Origin of the sequence: Devosia yakushimensis (assembly GCF_030159855.1) — a bacterium.
GTDB lineage: Bacteria > Pseudomonadota > Alphaproteobacteria > Rhizobiales > Devosiaceae > Devosia > Devosia yakushimensis.
Genome location: NZ_BSNG01000004.1, coordinates 150,498 through 171,639 on the forward strand (window position 1 = coordinate 150,498; position 21,142 = coordinate 171,639).

Annotated in this window: 19 protein-coding genes; 8 read left to right on the forward strand and 11 right to left on the reverse strand. The window is 62.8% G+C overall.

Going from position 1 to position 21,142, the window contains the following annotated elements; genetic code table 11:
• Window positions 1–168: 168 nt before the first annotated feature.
• A complete protein-coding gene (locus QQL79_RS21300; protein ID WP_284394167.1) occupies window positions 169–693 on the forward strand; it encodes a hypothetical protein in 525 nt (174 codons plus the stop codon).
• Window positions 694–808: 115 nt separating this feature from the next.
• On the opposite strand, the gene miaB is transcribed toward QQL79_RS21300, so the two are convergent.
• The gene (miaB, locus tag QQL79_RS21305) at window positions 809–2,206 is read right to left on the reverse strand and encodes a tRNA (N6-isopentenyl adenosine(37)-C2)-methylthiotransferase MiaB (RefSeq protein WP_284394168.1); all 1,398 of its coding nucleotides are present in this window, start codon (window positions 2,204–2,206) and stop codon (window positions 809–811) included.
• Window positions 2,207–2,306: 100 nt separating this feature from the next.
• Between miaB and QQL79_RS21310 the strand changes: the two genes are divergently transcribed.
• The 5 genes from QQL79_RS21310 to QQL79_RS21330 all read left to right on the forward strand — a co-directional run bounded on the left by QQL79_RS21310 (window position 2,307) and on the right by QQL79_RS21330 (window position 8,278).
• Window positions 2,307–2,495, forward strand: coding sequence for a hypothetical protein (locus QQL79_RS21310; protein ID WP_284394171.1), 189 nt, complete (start codon window positions 2,307–2,309; stop codon window positions 2,493–2,495).
• 284 nt (window positions 2,496–2,779) lie between these two features.
• Entirely contained in the window at window positions 2,780–4,510 is a 1,731-nt protein-coding gene (locus QQL79_RS21315) for a sensor histidine kinase (protein WP_284394174.1), read from the forward strand.
• 30 nt (window positions 4,511–4,540) lie between these two features.
• A complete protein-coding gene (gene rpsO, locus QQL79_RS21320; RefSeq protein WP_284394176.1) occupies window positions 4,541–4,915 on the forward strand; it encodes a 30S ribosomal protein S15 in 375 nt (124 codons plus the stop codon).
• Between the two features lie 361 nt (window positions 4,916–5,276).
• Window positions 5,277–7,415: a polyribonucleotide nucleotidyltransferase gene (gene pnp, locus QQL79_RS21325; protein WP_284394179.1), complete on the forward strand. Its 2,139-nt coding sequence runs from the start codon at window positions 5,277–5,279 to the stop codon at window positions 7,413–7,415.
• A gap of 239 nt (window positions 7,416–7,654) precedes the next feature.
• Window positions 7,655–8,278 (forward strand): L,D-transpeptidase, encoded by a 624-nt coding sequence (locus QQL79_RS21330; protein WP_370461280.1) that lies wholly within the window; start codon window positions 7,655–7,657, stop codon window positions 8,276–8,278.
• Between the two features lie 165 nt (window positions 8,279–8,443).
• Here the strand turns inward: QQL79_RS21330 and QQL79_RS21335 are convergent, their stop codons facing one another.
• The 6 genes from QQL79_RS21335 to QQL79_RS21360 all read right to left on the reverse strand — a co-directional run bounded on the left by QQL79_RS21335 (window position 8,444) and on the right by QQL79_RS21360 (window position 15,618).
• Window positions 8,444–8,986 (reverse strand): histidine phosphatase family protein, encoded by a 543-nt coding sequence (locus tag QQL79_RS21335; protein WP_284394181.1) that lies wholly within the window; start codon window positions 8,984–8,986, stop codon window positions 8,444–8,446.
• Between the two features lie 75 nt (window positions 8,987–9,061).
• The gene (infB, locus tag QQL79_RS21340) at window positions 9,062–11,893 is read right to left on the reverse strand and encodes a translation initiation factor IF-2 (RefSeq protein WP_284394184.1); all 2,832 of its coding nucleotides are present in this window, start codon (window positions 11,891–11,893) and stop codon (window positions 9,062–9,064) included.
• A 14-nt stretch (window positions 11,894–11,907) separates the two neighbouring features.
• Window positions 11,908–12,588, reverse strand: a complete 681-nt coding sequence (locus tag QQL79_RS21345; protein WP_284394185.1) for an RNA-binding protein — start codon at window positions 12,586–12,588, stop codon at window positions 11,908–11,910.
• A 23-nt stretch (window positions 12,589–12,611) separates the two neighbouring features.
• On the reverse strand, window positions 12,612–14,210 hold the full coding sequence (nusA, locus tag QQL79_RS21350) for a transcription termination factor NusA (protein WP_284394187.1): 1,599 nt from the start codon (window positions 14,208–14,210) through the stop codon (window positions 12,612–12,614).
• Window positions 14,211–14,834 (reverse strand): ribosome maturation factor RimP, encoded by a 624-nt coding sequence (gene rimP, locus QQL79_RS21355; RefSeq protein ID WP_284394189.1) that lies wholly within the window; start codon window positions 14,832–14,834, stop codon window positions 14,211–14,213. It lies immediately after the preceding gene.
• Window positions 14,835–14,952: 118 nt separating this feature from the next.
• Entirely contained in the window at window positions 14,953–15,618 is a 666-nt protein-coding gene (locus QQL79_RS21360; protein ID WP_284394191.1) for an FAD-binding oxidoreductase, read from the reverse strand.
• Window positions 15,619–15,643: 25 nt separating this feature from the next.
• On the opposite strand from QQL79_RS21360, the gene QQL79_RS21365 reads away from it, so the two are divergent.
• Entirely contained in the window at window positions 15,644–15,814 is a 171-nt protein-coding gene (locus QQL79_RS21365) for a hypothetical protein (RefSeq protein WP_284394193.1), read from the forward strand.
• 62 nt (window positions 15,815–15,876) lie between these two features.
• The gene (locus QQL79_RS21370) at window positions 15,877–16,164 is read left to right on the forward strand and encodes a hypothetical protein (RefSeq protein WP_284394195.1); all 288 of its coding nucleotides are present in this window, start codon (window positions 15,877–15,879) and stop codon (window positions 16,162–16,164) included.
• A 55-nt stretch (window positions 16,165–16,219) separates the two neighbouring features.
• Here the strand turns inward: QQL79_RS21370 and QQL79_RS21375 are convergent, their stop codons facing one another.
• The 4 genes from QQL79_RS21375 to lnt all read right to left on the reverse strand — a co-directional run bounded on the left by QQL79_RS21375 (window position 16,220) and on the right by lnt (window position 21,083).
• Complete coding sequence (locus tag QQL79_RS21375; RefSeq protein WP_284394197.1) at window positions 16,220–16,606, reverse strand: winged helix-turn-helix transcriptional regulator; 387 nt, start codon at window positions 16,604–16,606, stop codon at window positions 16,220–16,222.
• Between the two features lie 203 nt (window positions 16,607–16,809).
• Window positions 16,810–17,514, reverse strand: a complete 705-nt coding sequence (gene trmB, locus QQL79_RS21380) for a tRNA (guanosine(46)-N7)-methyltransferase TrmB (protein ID WP_284394198.1) — start codon at window positions 17,512–17,514, stop codon at window positions 16,810–16,812.
• 85 nt (window positions 17,515–17,599) lie between these two features.
• Complete coding sequence (gene metK, locus QQL79_RS21385) at window positions 17,600–18,856, reverse strand: methionine adenosyltransferase (protein WP_284394200.1); 1,257 nt, start codon at window positions 18,854–18,856, stop codon at window positions 17,600–17,602.
• 610 nt (window positions 18,857–19,466) lie between these two features.
• The gene (gene lnt / locus QQL79_RS21390) at window positions 19,467–21,083 is read right to left on the reverse strand and encodes an apolipoprotein N-acyltransferase (protein ID WP_284394202.1); all 1,617 of its coding nucleotides are present in this window, start codon (window positions 21,081–21,083) and stop codon (window positions 19,467–19,469) included.
• Window positions 21,084–21,142: the final 59 nt, after the last annotated feature.

Sequence of the window (21,142 nt, forward strand, 5' to 3'; positions counted from 1 at the left end):
AAGGGACGCGGCGCGGGCTTGCACCGCGAATACAAGACCGACGCTAGGCCGATTTGCGCGTCATGTCTGTAGCAATATTGTGACGCTTGCTGCCGTTGCCAAGGGCGCAATTTGCGCTTGCGGGCAAATGAATGCGAGAAACTAACGGCAGGACCGGGAGGGAAATCCGTGACGACGCTGTTCAGCCAAAATATCAGTGTGCAATATGGTCAGGCCTATCTTGAGCTTGGCGGTCAGTTTAATGGCTCGATGGAGGACTGCTTTCGCGGTCAGAGCAACGGCATCTGTGGGGCCAGCGCGCCCGATCTCCTGTTCCTGATCACTGGTCTGCATACCGGCAAGGTGGGCCTCACCATCAATCTGTTCGATACCGATCCCGGCATTGATGAAACCTGGGATGAAATTGTCGAGGTCTCCTGCCAGGCGCCCAAGGGCGAAGTGGCCCTATCGGAATGGGCGGCCGATAGCGGCCCCCCCATGGCGGTTCCGGCCGGCTCGTATCGGGCGCGATACCATGCCCGCAAGATGCAGGCCGCGAACGAGCTGGACACCAATGTCACCGAGGTCCCGGTCGATACTTACCGGCTGGACCTGTGGCCTGCCCCGCCCGCCGCCGACCGCATCATCAAGCAAACCTCCGAGGTCGCGGCCTATTGGCACGGTTGGGCCAAGGGTCTGGCGATGGGTAAATAACCGGGTCTGGCGGCGCTCCCCGGCTACTTTCGGCCCACCCGTTCCCAGCCCCATCACGTCGCAAATATTTGGTGGGAGCGGTGGGGTGTCGGCTTCGGTTCTCAAGCAGTGCCCCCTAAGCCGCCACCGCCACTTTCAACCGCCCCACCAACGAATTGGTGCTGGTGCCAACAATCTCGACCTGGTGGATCGCCCCGATCAGGTCCGTTGATCCTTCCAGGTGCACAGCCTGCAGATATGGCGAGCGTCCGCCCACCTGTCCCGGCATGCGGCCTGGCCGCTCGATCAGCACCGGCAGCACCTTGCCCACGCAGGAGGCGTGGAAGGCGGTGGTCTGGCTATTGACCAGTTCCTGCAGCCGGTAAAGGCGTTCGGTCTTGATCTCCTCGGCGACCTGGCCATCGAGATTGGCCCCCGGCGTGCCCGGGCGGGTCGAATATTTGAACGAATAGGCCGAGGCATAGCCGACATCGGCAATGATCCTGAGCGTGTCCTCGAAATCCCTATCGGTCTCGCCCGGGAAGCCGACGATGAAATCGCCCGACAGCGCCATGTCCGGCCGCGCCGTCTTGATGGCCTCGATGACCTTCATATATTCGGCCGCCGTGTGGCGTCGGTTCATCGCCTTGAGGATGCTGTCGCTGCCCGATTGCACCGGCAGATGCAGATAGGGCATCAGGATGTCGAGATCGCGATGGGCTGCTATCAGCGCATCGTCCATGTCGCGCGGATGGCTGGTCGTATAGCGCAGCCGTTCCAGCCCGGAAATTTCGGCCAGTAGGTAGGCCAGTTCGCCCAGCCCCACCGCCCGGCCCGCTCCGTCGACGCCGTGATAGGCGTTGACGTTCTGGCCCAATAGCGTGATTTCCTTGACCCCGGCCTCGACCAGGCCCCTTGCCTCGGCGATGACCTGGCTCACCGGACGGCTGACTTCCGCCCCGCGCGTATAGGGCACCACGCAGAAGCTGCAGAACTTGTCGCAGCCTTCCTGCACGGTCAGAAACGCGGTCAGTCCGCGCTTGATGGTCACTTCCTTTTTTGCCGCCGGCAGGTGGTCGAACTTGTCTTCCTCGGGGAAGTCGGTGTCGATCACCGCCTGCTTGAGGCTCGGATGCATATGCCGCTGCGCCTCGGCGCGGGCCAGCATATCGGGCAGGCGGTGATAGGCCTGCGGCCCGAATACCATATCCACCACCGGCGCACGCCGGGCGATTTCCTCGCCCTCGGCCTGCGCCACGCAGCCCGCCACCCCGATCAGCATGTCGCCGCCCAAAGCCCGGCGCTCATTCTGCAATTCCTTGAGCCGGCCCAGTTCGGAAAAGACCTTCTCGGACGCCTTTTCGCGGATATGGCAGGTATTGAGCAGCACGAGGTCCGCCTGCGCAATGTCGCCCGTCGGCTCATAGCCTTGCGGCGCCAGGGCGTCGGCCATCCTGTCGCTGTCATAGACATTCATCTGACAGCCATAGGTCTTGATGAAAAGCTTCTTGGTATTGGCTGATATCTCGGTCATGGCCGCTCTTTACCAGAGCCGGCCCCAAGACTCAAAGCCCTGCAACCAGCGCCAGGGCCCATGAATTGTACTGCGAGCAATTAGGAATAGGGAGGTCTTCATGACCAAGGCCAAAAAAGACGCCGCTGCAGCCATGCGGGACGGCAAAAAGCCCGGCCCCAAGGATTCCCCGGTCCAGGTCCGCAATGCCGGCAAGGACGCCCAGGCCGGCTCCCCCAAGGACTGGGACGAACAGGACGAAGCCGTGGACGAAAGCTTTCCGGCCAGCGACGCCAGCGCGAAATATTGAGGCTACGCACAGCGCGGGTGGGAGCCCCTGTTTGCTTTCTTGTTGGGATACCCCCTCCTAGCCTCCCCCTGATAGGGGGAGGGACCGCCTTGTGGTTGGAACTGGATCGAGCATCAAGAGTGGAGAGATCCCTCCCCCTATCAGGGGGAGGCTAGGAGGGGGTACTCCAATCCTCGAGCATCCCCCCCTCCGTCCTCTTCCCATCCGCACCCGTCCCCCGCCTTTACGATTGCCCATCCCCGACCAAACCCCCTATGCTGCCTCAAGGCAAAGTGGGACGAATCGTGCGCCTGCTGCCGCTGCATTTTCGGGTGTGCATGGCCAAGGCGGAAACCAACCATATCCAACCCCGGTCCGGATCCCGCTCGATCGTCTTTTACCTTCTGGTTCTGGCGCTTGTCGGCATTGTGCCCAGCTTCCTGTTCGCCGGCATTCTGATCCAGCGCAACCAGGTCGCCCAGGAGAGCACGGTCGAGACGCTGATCGTGGCCACGTCGCGCTCCATCGTGCAGGCCATGGAGCGTGAAATTGCCGCCAATGTCACCACGCTCCGCGTGCTCGCCGCCTCGCCCTTGCTGCGCATGGGCGATTTCGAGACCTTCTACGATACCAGCAAGCTGGCTTTGGCCGAAACCAGCGCCAATCTCTTCATCGTCAATCCTGACTTCACCACTTTCGCCAGCACACGCCAGCCGTTCGACAGCCCCTCCAGCGTGACGCGCGACGTGAAATCGAGTGAGCGCGCCTTCGAGAGCAACGAGATCGTCGTTACCGACCTGCTGCTGGGCGCCGTCTCCAGGCAATGGGTCTACAATATTCTCCTGCCCGTCGATCTGGGCCCCCATGGCCGCAAGCTGATCGCGCTCAACCAGCCGGCCAGCAATTTCGCCGGCGCGCTCACCTCCAATAGCCTGCCCGAGGGCTGGAACACCGCCCTGCTCGACAATGACGGGCGGATCATTGCCGCGACGCCCGGCGTCGGCGCCACCGGCGAGGTCTTTGCCCCCTTCAATGCCATGACGCAGGGTTTTGCCCTGGGCTGGCAGCATTTCGACACCAAGCAAGGCGCCGCTTTGGGCGTGATCCAGCGTTCGGGAACGACCGGCTGGCGGCTTGTCGCCTGGGCGCCGGTCTGGAGCATTTCCCAGCCCCTGCTGATTGCCGTGCTGCTGCTGATCGCCGGTGGCATTGTGCTGCTCGGGCTGATCCTGGCGGCTCTGTTCTGGGGCAGCCGGCGCATCGGCAGTTCCGTACGGGGTCTGGCCCGCGATGCGCGGCGGCTAGGCGCGGGCGAACCGGTCGTCGCCAAGCCCTATCCGGTTTCGGAAATCGCCGAAGTGTCCGAAGCGCTGGAACAGGCTTCCGAGGCGCGCCAGGCCGCCGAGCGCGAAGTGCGTTTCCTCATGCGCGAGCTGGCCCATCGCTCCAAGAACCAGATGACGGTTATCGCCGCCATGGCCAAGCAGACCGCCCGCGGCGCCACTGACCTGCCCAGCTACGTGCAGGCCTTCGAGCGCCGCATTCTGGGCCTGGCCCGCTCCACCGACCTATTGCTCACCCACGGCACGGCCGGGGTCCTGCTGGCCGAATTGATCGAGCATCACATCGAGCCGTTCAGCCCTACCGCGCCCGGGCGCGTCACCATTGCCGGCCCCGACATTCGCCTCAACGGCCAGGCCGCGCAGATCCTGGGCATGGCCATGCACGAACTGGCGACCAATGCGGTCAAATATGGCGCCTTCCTCGACGATGAAGGGCACCTGTCGGTCACCTGGGATCGCGTTGACGACAGGCTCGATCTGGTCTGGCGGGAAAAGGTCGCTCGCAAGATCGAGACCAGCGAGCATAAGGGCTTTGGCACCACCGTCCTCAAATCCATGGTTGGCGGCGCGCTCGACGCCCAGGTAGAACGCATCGGCCATGACGATGGCATGGAATGGCGCTTTGCCATTCCCCTGGCCGGCATTGACCCGGCTCTGGCCCCTGCCCCGGCCGCCGAACCCGATTCGGAATAAATTCTGGCGTTATTGCCCGCTTTGCCCTATATGCAGCCCCAAGTTCGCGGCCTTTGGGCCCCGGGCGTTAGCGGCCCCGCCTGGACGACATCCCGGCCGGGGCGACCCCAATCCTCCTTTGAAAGGATATTTCCGATGTCGATTACGCCCGAGCGCAAGACCGCTTTGATCCAGGAATATGCAACCAAGCCGAACGATACCGGCTCGCCCGAAGTGCAGGTTGCCATCCTCTCCGAGCGCATTGCCAACCTCACCGAGCACTTCAAGGATCACGGCAAGGACAACCATTCCCGCCGCGGCCTGCTCAAGCTCGTTTCGCTCCGTCGCCGCCTGCTCGACTATGTCAAGAAGTCCGACGAAGCCCGCTACAAGACCCTGATCGAAAAGCTCGGTCTGCGCCGCTAAGAGCGCATTCAACTTGCGGATGCGGGGTCTTTTCTCCGCATTCGCCTTTTGCCGCCGAAATGCGGCGCAAGCGTAGACCGGCGAGAGCCGGAGCATGGCAGGATTATTGGCCGCTCCTCATGCCGCACGCTGCAAAATCAGCTCCTGGTTTTGTTGTCCTGCGGCGCCCGATCCAACAGGGGAGCTGCTTGTTGTCTTGCCCATGTTTCGTCCTAGCCAGCTGTAAAAACAGTGCCTGATTTTGAGCCTTTTACGCACATGGGGTGCGGATGGGGTGCGGGCACACCGGATTGAGTTCGCGTGGGTTTGCTACGCCCCTCGCGTTCCCGCTCAACCGGCAGAATGGAAAGACGATACCAAGATGACTATCGATTTCGACTACCACAAGGTCGAGCTCAACTGGGGCGGTCAGCCCCTGACGCTGGAAACCGGCAAGATCGCCCGCCAGGCCGATGGCGCTGTGCTGGCGACGCTCGGTGAAACCGTTGTCCTCGCCACAGTTGTCAGCGCCAAGTCGCCCAAGCCGGGCATCGACTTCTTCCCGCTGACCGTGAACTACCAGGAAAAGTACTTCGCCGCCGGCAAGATCCCCGGTGGTTACTTCAAGCGCGAAGGCCGCCCGACCGAAGCCGAGACGCTGATCTCGCGCCTCATCGACCGCCCGATCCGCCCCCTCTTCCCTGATGGCTACAAGAACGAGACCCAGGTCATCGTGACTGTTCTCCAGCACGACATGGAGAACAATCCGGACGTGCTCTCGATGGTCGCGGCCTCCGCCGCCCTCACTATTTCGGGCGTGCCCTTCATGGGCCCGATCGGCGCCGCCCGCGTCGGTTATGTCGATGGCGAATATGTGCTGAACCTGCCCGTCGACCGCCGCGCTGATAGCAAGCTTGACCTGGTCATGGCCGGCACCGCCGACGCCGTGTTGATGGTTGAATCGGAAGCCAAGGAACTCAGCGAAGAAATCATGCTGGGTGCCGTCATGTTCGGCCATGCCGAAAGCGGCAAGGTCATCGAAGCCATCATCAAGCTGGCTGAACTCGCCGCCAAGGACGCCCGCGATTTCGAGCCGGAAGATCATTCGGCAATCGAAACCGAAATGCTCGCCGTCGTCGAAGCCGATCTGCGCGCTGCCTATAAGCTGACCAAGAAGGAAGAGCGCTACGCTGCCGTCGACGCCGTCAAGGCCACGGCCAAGGCGCATTTCGCCGCCCGCGTCGAAGCTGGCGAACTCTCGGCCGAAGACGTTGGCGCCGTGTTCAAGCACCTGCAGGCCAAGGTCGTGCGCTGGAACGTGCTCGACACCGGTTTCCGCATCGATGGCCGCGATCTCAAGACCGTTCGCCCGATCGTTTCCGAAGTTGGCGTTCTGCCCCGCACCCATGGTTCGGCGCTGTTCACCCGCGGCGAAACCCAGGCGCTGGTTGTTGCCACGCTGGGCACCGGCGAAGACGAGCAGTTCATCGACTCGCTCGAAGGCACCCAGAAGCAGAACTTCCTGCTGCACTACAACTTCCCTCCCTATTCGGTGGGTGAAGCTGGCCGCATGGGGTCGCCCGGCCGTCGCGAAATCGGCCATGGCAAGCTCGCCTGGCGTGCGATCAACCCGATCCGCCCCTCGGTCGAGGAATTCCCCTACACCATCCGTATCGTCTCCGAGATCACCGAATCCAACGGTTCGTCCTCGATGGCGACCGTCTGCGGCACCTCGCTGGCGCTGATGGATGCCGGCGTGCCGATGGCGCGTCCGGTGGCTGGTATCGCCATGGGCCTGATCCTGGAAGGCGAAAAGTTCGCCGTTCTCAGCGACATCCTGGGTGACGAAGATCACCTGGGCGACATGGACTTCAAGGTTGCCGGTACCGACCAGGGCATCACCTCGCTGCAGATGGATATCAAGATCGCCGGCATCACCGAGCAGATCATGCAGATCGCCCTTGGCCAGGCCAAGGACGGCCGTATCCACATCCTGGGTGAAATGGCCAAGGCCATCTCGGCCAGCCGTGGCGAAGTGGGCGAGTTCGCTCCCCGCATCGAAACCATGAAGATCCCGACCGAAAAGATCCGCGAAGTGATCGGCACCGGCGGCAAGGTGATCCGCGAGATCGTCGAAAAGACCGGCGCCAAGATCAATATCGAGGATGACGGTACGATCAAGATCGCATCGTCCGACGGCAGCCAGATCGAAGCGGCCATCAAGTGGATCCGCTCGATCACCGACGAAGCCGAAGTGGGTGCCATCTATCAGGGCACCGTCGTCAAGACCGCCGATTTCGGCGCCTTCGTCAACTTCTTCGGCGCCAAGGACGGCCTGGTGCACATCTCCCAGCTGGCCGATCAGCGCGTTGCCAAGACCACCGACGTGGTCAAGGAAGGCGACAAGGTCTGGGTCAAGCTCTTGGGCTTTGACGAGCGCGGCAAGGTCCGCCTCTCCATGAAGGTCGTCGACCAGGCGACCGGCAAGGAAATCAAGACCGAAGAAGCCGCTGCCGAGTAATCCGGCTCGTTACGGAATCAGGAAAGGCCCGGATATTCCGGGCCTTTTCGCTTTTGTGGTAACTTTGCCACAAGCATAAGTCCTTCACTTTGCTGAGAGGAACCGGAAGCCTCGCACGCCGTTCGGCAAGTGATGCTTTCCTGCACTATGCAACTCAGCTTTGTCTGCATAGGTCATTGCTAATTCAAACCTTATTGCGTTGCCCCATAGGATTCGCTGTGCTCAATCGCCGTTTGTTTATGATCGGTATGCCCCTCGCTCTGGCCGCCTGCACCACATCGCGCGCCCCGGTGGTCGAAGAGCCCCGCATCGATCCCTATTACCAGGCCATGTATGGCCCCGTTTATAACGAACCCTTCCCGATTGCCGCGATGGACCTGCGCCGCGTCGATCCGCAATGGTGGCGCCAGGAGGTTCCCTACATCACCTCCGAGCCCGTTGGCACCATCGTCGTCGATACCCCCGCTCGCTTCCTCTACCTGGTGCTCGAAGGCGGCCGCGCGCTGCGCTATGGCATCGGTGTCGGCAAGAGCGAAGCCCTGGTGTTCCGCGGCACTGCCACGATCGGCCGCAAGGCCCAGTGGCCGCGCTGGACGCCCACCCAGTCCATGATCAAGCGCGAGCCCGACCGCTACGGTCCCTATGCCGGCGGCATGGAAGGCGGCCCCACCAATCCGCTCGGCCCGCGTGCCCTCTATCTCTATAAGGGCGGCCGGGACACGCTCTTCCGCCTGCATGGCACGACCGAGCCCTATACCATCGGCACCAATGTTTCCTCGGGCTGCATCCGCCTGATGAACCAGGACATCCTCGATCTTTATGCCCGCGTCCCCACCGGCACGCGCGTCACGGTGATCAATTAAGCTCCGCATTCGGGCCATTATCGCGACAGCGGGGATCCTTGTTTCGGAATCCGTAGTCACCGAAAAAAAGATTGCCGCTGCCGCGACAATGGCCCGGAAAATTACAGAGAAGACCCGGCTCGAAAGAGCCGGGTCTTTTGGTTTTGGGGCGGGAGCCGGGCTCCGCTAGAGGATATCCAACGCTGCGCCTTCAACCTCTATCGCCATTGGAAGGGTCAACGAGCGCCAGAATGGGAGCGGAGCAATGCCGATCGTGCGGGCGAGGTAGAGGGTCAGCGCCGTGCCATGCGTGACCAGAGCGACAGTGCCGTGGCCTGGCTCCAGACCGCGCCTTACCGCACCCGAAAAGCGCTCGAAGACCTGGTCCGCCGTCTCTTCGCCGAAAACCAGCTCTTCGGGCTGGGCAAAGAACCGGGCGATGCTTGCCTCGAATTCGGGCCTTGGCAGATAGCCTGTATTTGCCCGCTCATGCTCGCGCAGGTCTCTGTCCAGGGTGAGCGGCAGCCGCAAAGCGGCGGCGATCGCCTCGCCGGTTTGGCGGGCCTTTGGCTCGTCGCTGGAGACCATTGCGGCTATTCCCCGATCGGTCAGCCGTTCGGCAAGCACGACCGCCGCCGCGTGGCCTTCTGCACTGAGCACCCAATCTTGGGCGGGCCGTGCTGAATCGATCAGCGGCATGCTGTGCCGGATAAGGACCAGCTTGGTCATTGGCGCCATCCCAAATGAGAAAGGGCGCAGCCGGTTGGCCACGCCCTTTGCTATATCGTGTCTGCCGCTCGCGCCTTACAGCGTCCGCTGCACCGTTTCGACGCGGAAGCATTCGATGACGTCGCCCTGGCGGATGTCTTCGTAGTTTTCGAAGGCCATGCCGCATTCCTGGCCCATCTGCACTTCCTTGACTTCGTCCTTGAAGCGCTTGAGCGTCTTGAGCTTGCCTTCGTGGATGACGACGTTGTCGCGCAGCAGGCGCACGCCGGCGCCGCGTTCCACAATGCCCTCGGTGACCCGGCAACCGGCGACCTTGCCGACCTTGGTGATCGAGAAGACTTCCAGGATCTCGGCATAACCGATGAAGGTTTCGCGGCGCTCGGGCTTGAGCAGGCCGCTCATCGCCGATTTCACGTCATCCACGAGATCGTAGATGATGTTGTAATAGCGGATCTCGATGCCGTCGCGGGTCGCCAGATCCTGGGCCTGCTTGTTGGCGCGCACGTTGAAGCCGATGACGATGGCATTGGACGCCGCCGCCAGGGTCACGTCCGATTCGGTGATGCCGCCCACCCCGCTCATCAGGATCTGCGCCGACACTTCGTCGGTCGAGAGCTTGTTGAGCGAAGCAACGATGGCTTCAACCGAACCCTGCACGTCGCCCTTGATGATCAGCGGGAACTTGGAGATGCCGGCGATCTTGAGCTGATTCATCATCTGCTCAAGGCTCGTCGCACCGCCCCCGGCCGTCTTTTCACGGATGGCGCGCTGACGATATTCGGTGACCTCGCGGGCACGGGCTTCGGTTTCCACCACCGAGAAGCGGTCGCCCGCGCTCGGCACACCGGTAAAGCCAAGCACTTCCACCGGAATGGAGGGACCGGCTTCCTTGACCTGCTCGCCCTTGTCATTGATCAGGGCGCGGACGCGGGCAAATTCGGTGCCGGCAACGAGAATGTCGCCGACATGGAGGGTACCGCGCTGCACCAGCACCGTCGCCACCGCACCGCGGCCGCGATCGAGCTTGGCTTCGATGACCAGACCTTCGGCACGGCCGTCGCGGGCCACGCGCAGTTCGAGCACTTCGGCCTGCAGCAGAATGGTTTCGAGCAGCTTGTCGAGACCCGCCTGGGTCTTGGCCGACACTTCCACGTCGAGTACGTCGCCGCCCATCGATTCCACGAACACTTCGTGCTGCAGCAGCTCGGTGCGAACGCGGGTCGGATTGGCTTCGGGCTTGTCCATCTTGTTGATGGCCACGATGATCGGAACCCCAGCCGCCTTGGCATGCTTGATGGATTCGATGGTCTGGGGCATCACGCCGTCATCGGCCGCCACCACCAGCACCGCGATATCGGTCGCCTGGGCGCCGCGGGCACGCATGGCGGTGAACGCCTCGTGGCCCGGGGTGTCAAGGAAGGTGATCTTGTGACCGTTCTTTTCGACCTGATAGGCGCCGATATGCTGGGTAATGCCGCCGGCTTCGCCGGAAACGACATTGGCCTCGCGGATCGCGTCGAGCAGGCTGGTCTTGCCGTGGTCGACGTGACCCATAATGGTCACCACCGGCGCACGATCGGTCAGATCCTCGGCCTTGTCGTCGGCCGGGATGTCATAGAGACCTTCTTCGACGTCCGCATCGGAAACGCGCTTGACCGTATGGCCCAGTTCGGCCGCGATCAGCTCGGCCGTATCGGCATCGAGCACATCGTTGATCGTGGCCATCTGGCCCTGCGCCATCAGCATCTTGATGACGGTAACGGAGCGTTCGGCCATGCGGTTGGCCAGCTCGCCCACCGTGATGGCTTCCGGAATGGTCACTTCGCGGCTGAGCTTGGGCGCGGTCTGCTGGTTGCGGCCCATCTTCTTGTCGCGGCGGCGGCGCATGGCGGCCAGCGAGGGACCGCGATCGCGATCGCTCTCTGTCGTGGCGCTGGCAACGGTCAGGCGGCCGCGGGCATTGCCCTCATCGTTACGGCGAACCGGGCGCTCGGGCGCAGCGCGCGAGGCGCGGCGGGCATTTTCGAGCTCGGCTTCCGAGGTCGGCCGGGTAACGGGCGCGCCGGTCCGGATCTTGCGGCCATCGGCCTCGCTGGGCGGGGCAGGGGGCACATTGCCGATCGGGGCCATGCCGGCACCAGCCGGACGGCGTTCGCCGGCCGGGCGGCCGGCAGTGCCCGAAGGACGAGCGCCGGGAGCACCAGGACGGGCGCCAGCGGTGCCCGGACGAATCAGCGCATTGGCACCGCGTTCGTTTTCAGGGCGCGTATTGCTGGGCCGTTCGGCCCGGGGCGGGCGCGGCGGCTGGCCTGGGCGGCCCGCTACGACACGCACGCTTGAGGGGCCGGCATTGCGCTGGGAGGCCGGAGTATAGGCCGGCGCGGCTTCCGCCTGCGGGGCCGCAGGCTCTTCCGGCTGCGGCTCGGCCACGGGGGCAGGGGTCGTTACAGGACCCGCTTCGGCCTCGGTGGCCTGGCGGCGTTCTTCTTCCTGACGTGCAGCTTCCTCGCGAATCTGGCGGCGGCGCGCATCTTCTTCGATGCGGCGGGCCTCTTCGGCGGCAAAGCGCTCACGATCCTCGCTCTGGCGGGCAGCGGCCAGCGCCAGGGCCTGGCGACGGGCCTCCGATTCCGCGGCGGACAGGCCGAGCGGCGCCCGCTGCTGGGGTGCAGGGCGGCCCTGAGGCGGACGCCCCTGGCTTGGCGCACCCGACGATTGCGGGCGTTGCGGCACACCACTGGGAGCACCCGGCGTGGGGACGCGGCGGGTGCGCTTCTCGACGACCACTGTGCTGCGCGACGGTCCACGCGACATGCCGGGGCGATTGCCCAGACCCGGGCCCCCCTTGAGTGTCAGCGTCTTCTTGGCGCCAGTGTCGTCCGTGCGCTTGTCGTCGTTATCAGCCATACTTCTCGCGTCTCTCAAACTTGTCCGTTCGGCAAAAGATCACCGTCAACCGCATGGCGGCCGGTGCCTTCATCCGTCGGTTTGGCGGTGTAGAGGGCCAGTCTTCGGGCCTTTTCTACCGCCGCTTGGGCTGCCGCCCCTTTCGTCAGGGCAGCATGTATCACATTTTCGAGCCCAAGTGCCAAACCCAATTGCTCGGAACTGAGCAATTCGAAATGTGGCACGTCGAACCCCGAAATTCCCTCCTCGCGGGCCGCATGATGCAGGGCCTTCCAGGGCCCTACCATCTTGCTGCGCCCGTCGGCGGAGGCGTCTGTCGCGGTGATCAGTGCGATCAGATTGCCCGTTTCGAGCAAACCGCGCACCTTCATCGCGCCGCTGACGAACTGCCCGGCCTTTTTGGCCATGCTGAGCGCGCCCAGATAGCGCTGCACCAGCCGCAATTCGGTCAGTCCGGGCAGGTCCTCGGGCAAGCCTACCTCGGTCTTGAGGCTGCGCCCGAATACCTTCTTCTTGACAGCCTCGGCCACCGCATCGTGGCTGAGACTAATCCACACGCCCCGTCCCTCTGCTTTCGCTTCGGTATCGGGCACCAGCACCCCGTCGGGGCCGAGCACGAAGCGGATCAGTTCCGCCACGGGCTTTTCCGCCCGGGTCAGGGCGCACATGCGGGTGGTCTGGTCGCGCTGGGCCATTGCCGCCCTCCGCCCCGAACCGATCAGGCCGTGGCCTCTTCGCTGATTTCGCCGTCTTCGGCAACCGGCAGGTCTTCTTCATTGATCCAGCCGGCCTTGAGGCGGGCCTGCAGGATCATGTCCTCGGCTTCCTCGCGGGACACGGGGAAATCCTTGAACGTGCCGTCAAAGCGCTTAGTCTCGCCATCCTTGCGTTCCGACCAGCCGACCAGGTCATCGGAGGCGCAGCCGGCGAAGTCTTCCACCGTCTTGACGCCATCCTTGCCCAGGGCGACCAGCATGGCCGCGTTGAGGCCGGGGATCTCGTAGAGTTCGTCCTCGACGCCAAGCGCCTTGCGCTCTTCATCGAAAGCCCGGTCGATCTCGGCCAGATATTCGGCGGCGCGGTTCTGGATTTCGCCGGCCGTCTCTTCGTCAAAGCCTTCGATCGAGGCGATTTCATTGAGATCGATATAGGCCAGCTCCTCGACCGAGGAGAAGCCTTCCGAAGCCAATAGCTGGGCAACCATCTCGTCCACGTCAAGGGCATTCATGAACAAGGTCGAGCGTTCGGTGAATTCCTTCTGGCGGCGCTCGCTCTCTTCCTGTTCGGTCAGGATGTCGATATCCCAGCCGATCAGCTGGCTTGCCAGGCGCACATTCTGCCCGCGGCGGCCAATGGCCAGCGACAGCTGCTCGTCGGGCACCACCACTTCGATGCGCTCGGCCTGCTCGTCCAGCACCACCTTGGCCACATCGGCCGGCTGCAATGCGGAGACGACGAGATCGGCAATCGAATCGGTCCAGGGAATGATATCGATCTTTTCGCCCTGCAATTCGGCCACCACGGCCTGCACGCGGCTGCCGCGCATACCCACGCAAGCGCCGACCGGATCGATCGAGCTATCCGAGGAGGTCACGGCGATCTTGGCGCGCGAGCCCGGATCGCGGGCAATCGAGCGGATGGTGATCACGCCATCATAGATCTCGGGCACTTCCTGCATGAAGAGCTTGGCCATGAATTGCGGATGCGTGCGGCTGAGGAAAATCTGCGGGCCCCGCTGTTCGCGGCGCACGTCATAGACATAGGCGCGCACGCGATCGCCATAGCGGAACATTTCGCGCGGGATCAGCTCGTCGCGGCGGATAATGGCTTCGCCCCGGCCCAGATCGACGATCACATTGCCATATTCGACACGCTTGACGCTGCCGTTGACGATTTCGCCGATGCGGCCGAAATATTCTTCATACATGCGGTCGCGCTCGGCATCGCGCACCTTCTGCACGATGACCTGCTTGGCCGACTGGGCGGCAATGCGGCCGAATTCCATGGGCGGCAGCGGCTCGGTCAGGAAGTCGCCGATCTTGGCTTCGGGCGAGCGGGCCTGGGCCGTCTTGAGATCAACCTGGCGGCTGGTTTCCTCGACCTGGTCGACGATTTCGAGCAGGCGCCACATGCGGGTTTCGCCCGAACGTGGGTTGATCTCGACCTTGATCTCGGTTTCTGCGCCATAGCGACCCTTGGCGGCCTTTTCCATGGCGTCCTGCATCGCCTCGATCACAACCATACGGTCGATCGACTTTTCACGGGCAACGGCATCTGCGATCTGCAAAAGCTCGAGGCGGTTCGCGCTGACTGCCATTTAATGTGTCTCCTTGGAGAAATCTTCGTCGTCATTGGCGGCGATTTCGACCGTCTCGGTCTCATCGTCGTCGATCGGGTGGAGTTCCTGGTCGAGCCGCGCCTTTTCCATCAGGGCGTCGGTCATCACCAATTTGGCGTCGGCCAGGGTGGTAAAGAGCAGGCGGTGGTCGGGATCGGTCCCGCCGGGGGCGTCGGGCAGGGTGATCGTCACTGCCTCGTCGTCGGTCGCCTTGATGAAGCCGCGGAAACGCTTGCGGCCATTGATCATGTCGCTGAGCTCGATCTTGGCTTCATGGCCGATATGGGCCTCGAAATCCCGCCGGCGCACCAGCGGCCGGTCGATGCCCGGCGAGCTGACTTCCAGATGGTATTCGCGATCGATCGGATCTTCGACGTCGAGGACCGGCGAGAGGTCCTTGGAAAGCGCTTCGCAATCCATGATGGTGAACCGAGCATTCTCGTCTTCCGCCATGATCTGCAACGTGCAGCCGTTCTCCTGGGTCACCTTGATGCGAACCAGCGAGAAGCCGAGATCGTTGGCGACCGGCTCGACAATGCGGGCGATCCGGGCTTCCAGGCCCGTCTCCTTGATGTAGCGTTTCTCTGTGAGATCGAAACCCATGGGTCCCTTCGGATAATAAAAAAGAGCGGGGCCGGGCGGCTCCCACTCTGCAAACTGCCAGAGATGTTGGCCCTCTATATAGCGCCGTTGGCGCCACACCGCAAGAGCGCCGCCACCGCTAGCGCTCCCAGGTCACGCTGCCGACATCGGCGCCCAGCTGTTCGAGCGTCCCGCGCAACTGGTCGACCATGGCATCGGGCCCGCAGAGATAGAAGCGTCCATCGAAGGCACCAACATGCCTGCGAAGGAAATCGGCATCGATCCGCTCCTGCAGCAGAGACGATTTCGGATCATTGGTCACTGTCCAGAGCGTTTCGAGCCCGGCCATGGCCTCGAACTCGTCCCGCAGGATGATATCCTTCTCGGTCTGGTTGGAAACGATCAGCCTATTGCCTGCAAGACCACCCTTGGCATGGAGCTGCCGCAGGATGGCGATGAATGGCGTCACGCCGGCGCCGCCGGCAATGAAGGTGCCGGCCCCTTTATATTGAATCGTTCCCCATACATCGCGCAGCAAGAGCCGGTCGCCCGCTTCCAGCCCCCAAAGGGCATTGGTCACGCCCGGATGGTCGCGATAGCTCTTGATGGTGAATTCGAGCGTGTCGTCATTTTGTAATGAGGTGAAGGTAAACGGCCGCTTCTGATCGCGCCAACCATCCTTGTCGATGGACACTTCGGTGGCCTGGCCAGGGCCAAAGTGAAAATTTTTTGGTTTTTCGACGCGATAATGACGCACATTGTGGGTGACCATTTCGGTCTTCAAAATTGCGACGCTGATGGGCATTTTCGGCTCCTTTGAGGGTTAAGCCGTGCCCTTCAAATTGGTTCCGGACACCCGCAAAGCCGCAGCATTGCTGATCGTGTTGGCGGCGAAACATGGTGGCGTCGAGGAAACCGAGTTACACCAGAACCCCTTGATTTCCCTGATAAAACCCTCTGAACGATTTTCCGAACTTCAAGGGGTCGGCGCAGCAATTTGATATCTTGTTGTTTGGCCGACGCGAGATCATTTCCAGAGTGTTCAAACGAAAGGAACACCAAAATGATCAAGAACACAATGCTTGCCCTGGTTGCCGCTGCTGGTCTCGTTGGCGTGGCTCTTCCTGCTTATGCCAGCGATTCGCTGACCAGCTCGTTCGCCTCGCACAACAATGGCGGCTACAGCACCTGGGATGGCCAGGTTGACGTTGCCAAGCTGCGCGCCAACGGCATCAACGCCGTCTCTGCCGAAGAATGGAATGGTTATGTGCGTGCCTTCGTCGCTGACGATGCCGGCCATCAGACCATGCAGTTCTTCGACCGCGACACCCTGGCTCCGGTCAACCTGTAATCGTGCCGGTCCCACTCCAGGCGCCGCCGGACTACCGGCGACGCCCGGATGCCCTTCAGCTGCTGGAGACCAGCCTTATCGCTGGTTCGCCGGCGGCCAGGTCGAAACGGTGCCGGGCCGCCTCCACCGCTACGCGGTTGCGGGCGGCAAACTGGCGCCAGCCATCGGCCAGCTGCAGCAATTCCTGGCCCAAAGCGGTCAATTCATAATCGACCCGGGGCGGAATGGTGGGGAATATGGTGCGCGAGACGAACCCGTCCCGCTCCAGTTCACGCAGGGTAATGGTCAGCGTCTTCTGCGAAATATCGCCGATGCCACGCCGCAGTTCACTGAACCGCCGTGTCTCGCTGCGCAATTGCATGACCACGACCAGGGTCCATTTGCCCGGCTTGACCACGAGCCGGTCTTCTTCAGCTTCGTGGCTGGCAGATAGTGCTGACATGGCAAAACCTCGCTGACGCTGGCACAATAGGCTGGGCAGGCCCCAATGGGTCTCCGCCAAAACCTTGGGCCCGCGATTCGACCGAATCGCACAGGGCCATACGCATATGGGTTTGAATCCGGCCGGTTCTAGGCCAGCCTTCGATTAAACTTTGACATGGCTGCTATTCAGCCCGTTCGCCATGAGCGAACGATCGCCGGGTCCTATCGCCGCGGAAAGCTGAAATAAAAGCTCACCATCCGCCCTTCCCGCCGGGCTTTCTGCTCATAGCGCGTCGCCTGCCAGCCGGGATAGGGCTCGTGCCAGCCGCCCGGCTTTTCCGGCAGGAAGCTGAAATCAGGCGAGCGCACGATATGGGCCAGCGTCCAATTGGCATAGTCCTCGATATCGCTGGCAAAGTGAAACAGCCCGCCCGGCCGTATCACCCGCGCCAGCTCCCGCAACGTGGTTGGCGAGACAAAGCGCCGCTTGTGATGGCGCGTCTTGGGCCAGGGATCGGGATAAAGCAGATAGACCTCGTCCACCGAGGCATCGGGCAATTCCACCAGGAGTTTTAGCGCATCGTCGGTAAAGAGGCGGATATTGGCGAGGCCCTGGGCGGCGATGGTCTGCACCATCTTGCCGATGCCCCCGGTAAAGACCTCGCAGCCGATATAGCCGGTTTCGGGATGCCGCCCGGCTTCGAGCGCCAGATGCTCGCCCCCGCCATAGCCGATCTCGATGATGATCTTTTGTGCCGCGGGAAAAAAGCTCCTGGGATCGAGTCTGCCGCTAAGCTTGATTTCAAGCTCGGGCAGGGTGGCGTCGAATATGGCTTGCTGGCCGCCATGCAGCTTCTTGCCCGAGCGGCGGCCGAAAAAGGCGCGCGGTTCGCCCGAACGGGTTTTGGGAAGCTCGTGGTCGGTCATTGCGGTCGCCGTCAAAAGAAAACAGGGGTTCCCGCTGGCGCGGGAATGACCCTGTGATGAATACCATGGCAGAGAGGGGTGGGGATTACTTCACCGCCGCCTTGAGGGCGCCGACCAGGTCGGTCTTTTCCCAGGAGAAAGAGCCGTCGCGGCCGGCCTTGCGGCCGAAATGGCCATAGGCTGAGGTCTTGGCATAGATGGGCTTGTTGAGATCGAGATGGGTGCGGATGCCGCGCGGGGTCAGGTCCATAACCTTGGCCAGCGCCCCTTCCACCACCGTCTCATCGACCTTTCCGGTGCCATGCAGGTCGACATAGATCGACAGCGGCTGCGCCACGCCGATGGCATAGCTGAGCTGGATCGTGGCGCGATCGGCCAGGCCCGCCGCCACCACATTCTTGGCCAGATACCGGGCGGCATAGGCGGCCGAGCGGTCCACCTTGGTCGGGTCCTTGCCCGAAAACGCGCCGCCGCCATGCGGAGCCGCGCCGCCATAGGTATCGACAATAATCTTGCGGCCGGTCAGGCCCGCATCGCCATCGGGACCACCAACCACGAACTTGCCGGTCGGATTGACGTGCCAGACGGTGGCGTCATCGATCCAGCCTTCGGGCAGGGCTTCGCGGATATAGGGCTCGACGATTTTGCGCACATCGGCCGAGGACAATGTCTCATCCAGATGCTGGGTCGAGAGCACGATCTGGGTGACGCCCACCGGCTTGCCATTCTCGTAGCGCACCGTGACCTGGCTCTTGGCGTCGGGGCCCAGCTTGCCGGCGGGGCCATGATTGGCCTTGCGGGCGGTGGTCAGGGTCTCGAGGATCTTGTGGGCGTAATAGATCGGCGCCGGCAGCAGCTCGGGCGTTTCGCGGCTGGCATAGCCGAACATGATGCCCTGGTCGCCCGCGCCCACATCCTTGTTGCCCGCCTCATCGACGCCCTGGGCGATATCGGCCGACTGGCCATGCAGCAGCACATCGATCTTGGCCGTCTTCCAGTGGAAACCGGATTGCTCATAGCCGATGGCGCGGATCGCCTTGCGGGCGGTGGATTTGAATTTGGACGGGTTCACCAGCGGATGCCCGGCGGCGTCCTTGAGGATGGCGCCGTCCTTGCCCTTTTTGAGCAGCGTATCGGGCACGCGCACTTCGCCCGCGATGATGACGCGATTGGTGGTGGCCAGCGTTTCGCAGGCAATGCGGACCTGGGAGGGGTCCATGCCGGCCTTCTTGGCCTCGCGGAACACCAGATCGACGATTTCGTCGGAGATGCGGTCGCAGACCTTGTCGGGATGACCTTCGGACACCGATTCCGAAGTGAAGAGATAAGACGACCGCGTCACGGCTACCCTCGAATCTGTCGAAAACTGCCCAAAATGAGCTATTCCAGCCGGTTTTTGACATTTGGGCGACCGGCGGTCAAGCGGATATAAAGAAAGCTTGATATGTCTGGGGCGTAGGAAACGGAATGTTTTGGCGTGCGGAAACGCCGCCCGGCCCTGAGGCGTCGCGGTTTCACTGTAACGGGCGGCCTTTGACTCGACCTTGTAGACAATTGGGAGCCAAAGGCCGCCCGTCACGATCCGCTTTTTCTGCAGGGTCCGGTTCAGGCGGTACCATTCTTGCAGGTCCGGCTGCCGAGTTTCCAACCCCACTGGAAAGGCGCCCCTCTCCCACGGTCATTCCGCCCGGCCCTGCGTCGGGACCGGTGACTGGCGGAACGGGGCCATAGTGGCATGGGGTGAAGGGGGCGGGGATAAGTTTTTGCGCGGGGTTGGTTGTGGCATTGGAGTACCCCCTCCTAGCCTCCCCCTGATAGGGGGAGGGATATGCCGGTGGTTGTGACTCGATCCAGTTCTAAGAGTGGAGTGGTCCCTCCCCCTGTCAGGGGGAGGCTAGGAGGGGGTATTCGGGGGCAGCCGCAAACTCATAGTCCTCAGTCTGCCTGGCAGCCTACCCCACCCGCCGCTTGCGTCCGCCGCGCGACACAGCCACCGAGATCAGCAACCCCGCACCCAGCGCAATCAGCAGCGGCCAATAGCGGACCTGGGCGAAGACCGTGCTAGCCAGCCGCTGGTCGGGGCGCACGTCGAGGGCCGCCATCTGCATGGGCGCCAGCTGGGCCTTGATGCGGCCCAGCGGATCGGTGGCGAAGGTCAGGCCCGAATTGGCGGCGCGGATCAGGCTCATGCCTTCTTCTACCGCTCGAACCCTGGCGTGATGGGCGTGCTGGGCCGGGCCGATGGAGCCGTCGAACCAGGCATCATTGGTGATGTTGAGAAGGTATTGGGCGCCCGTAACGTCGCCCAGATCGCCTGAAAACAGGATTTCGTAGCAGATCAGCGCCAGGAATTTGGGCGTATTGGGCAGCGCCATCAACCGCCGCCTGACATCGCCATGGCCCCAGCCTTCGGCGCCCGGCACGAATTGCTTGATGCCCAGCCGGCCGAAGAAATCCTGGAACGGCAAAAACTCGCCGAACGGCACGAGGTGGGATTTGTCATAGGACGCCACCACCTCGCCATTGCTGTCGATGGCGAGCAGGGAATTGAACGGCGGTCCGGCGCTTTGCGTCGCGCCGGGTTCATATTGCTGGCGCGGCGCCCCGGCCAGCAGCATGGCGCCATCGGGCAGCATGCGGGCAATGCGCGCCAGCGCGTCGGGATAGGTGGAGAGGAAAAAGGGCAGGCTCGATTCGGGCCAGACCAGATGGGTGATATCGGCCAGCCCCTTGTCCTCGGGGTTCATCCGCATATCCGACAGCATGATCAGCCGGTCGATCAGTGCCACCGGATCAGCCTGGCCCCAATCGGCATGCTCATAGACCAGGGGCTGCACCAGCCGCATCGATACATCCTGGCGCGGCGTCGCCACCGTGCCCGCCAGCCGGTTATAGCCATAGCCCAGTTGCGCCGCGATGACGCCAATGGTCAGAAAAAACGGCAATAGCCGCCGGCTGAGATTGCGATTATCGGCCGGCCAGATCAGGGCAGGGGTCATGGCCATGAGTGCGGCGACGAAGGTCAGCCCGTAAATCCCGATCACCGAAGTAATCTGCATCATCTCGTCGGTCGGGGTCAGCGCATAGCCGAGCAGATCGAAGGGAAAGCCGGTCAGCACATGGCCGCGGGCCCATTCGGCCATGGTGAGGAAAGTCGCCAGCGTCAGGATGCGCCAGGGACCATGGCTCCACAGCAAATGCGCCAGCGCGCTGGCCAGGCCCCAGAAAAAGGCGATCATCGCCGCCAGCGCCAGAATGGCGAACGGCATCAGCGCGATCATCACTCCGCCATCGACGAAGAAGGCGGCGCCCAGCCAATGGAAAGCGACGGTGAAATAGCCCCAGCCAAAGGCAAAGCCGATGGTGAAAGCCGGGCCGAACAGGCGCCGCAATCCGCCCTTGCGTTCGGCACCATCCAGGCACCACACCCAGATCGGGAAAGTGACGAACAGCGCCGGGACGATAAAGAGCGGCGGAATGGACAAGCCGGCGATCGCGCCCGCCACCACCAGCAGCAGGAAACGCCGCCAGCCATGGCTGAGCATCGCGGTCTCGGCCAGCCAGGTCATCGGAAAGCGGTCATCGAATCGGTGTGCATAAGGGGCAAGCTGGCTTTGTCGGCTTTGAC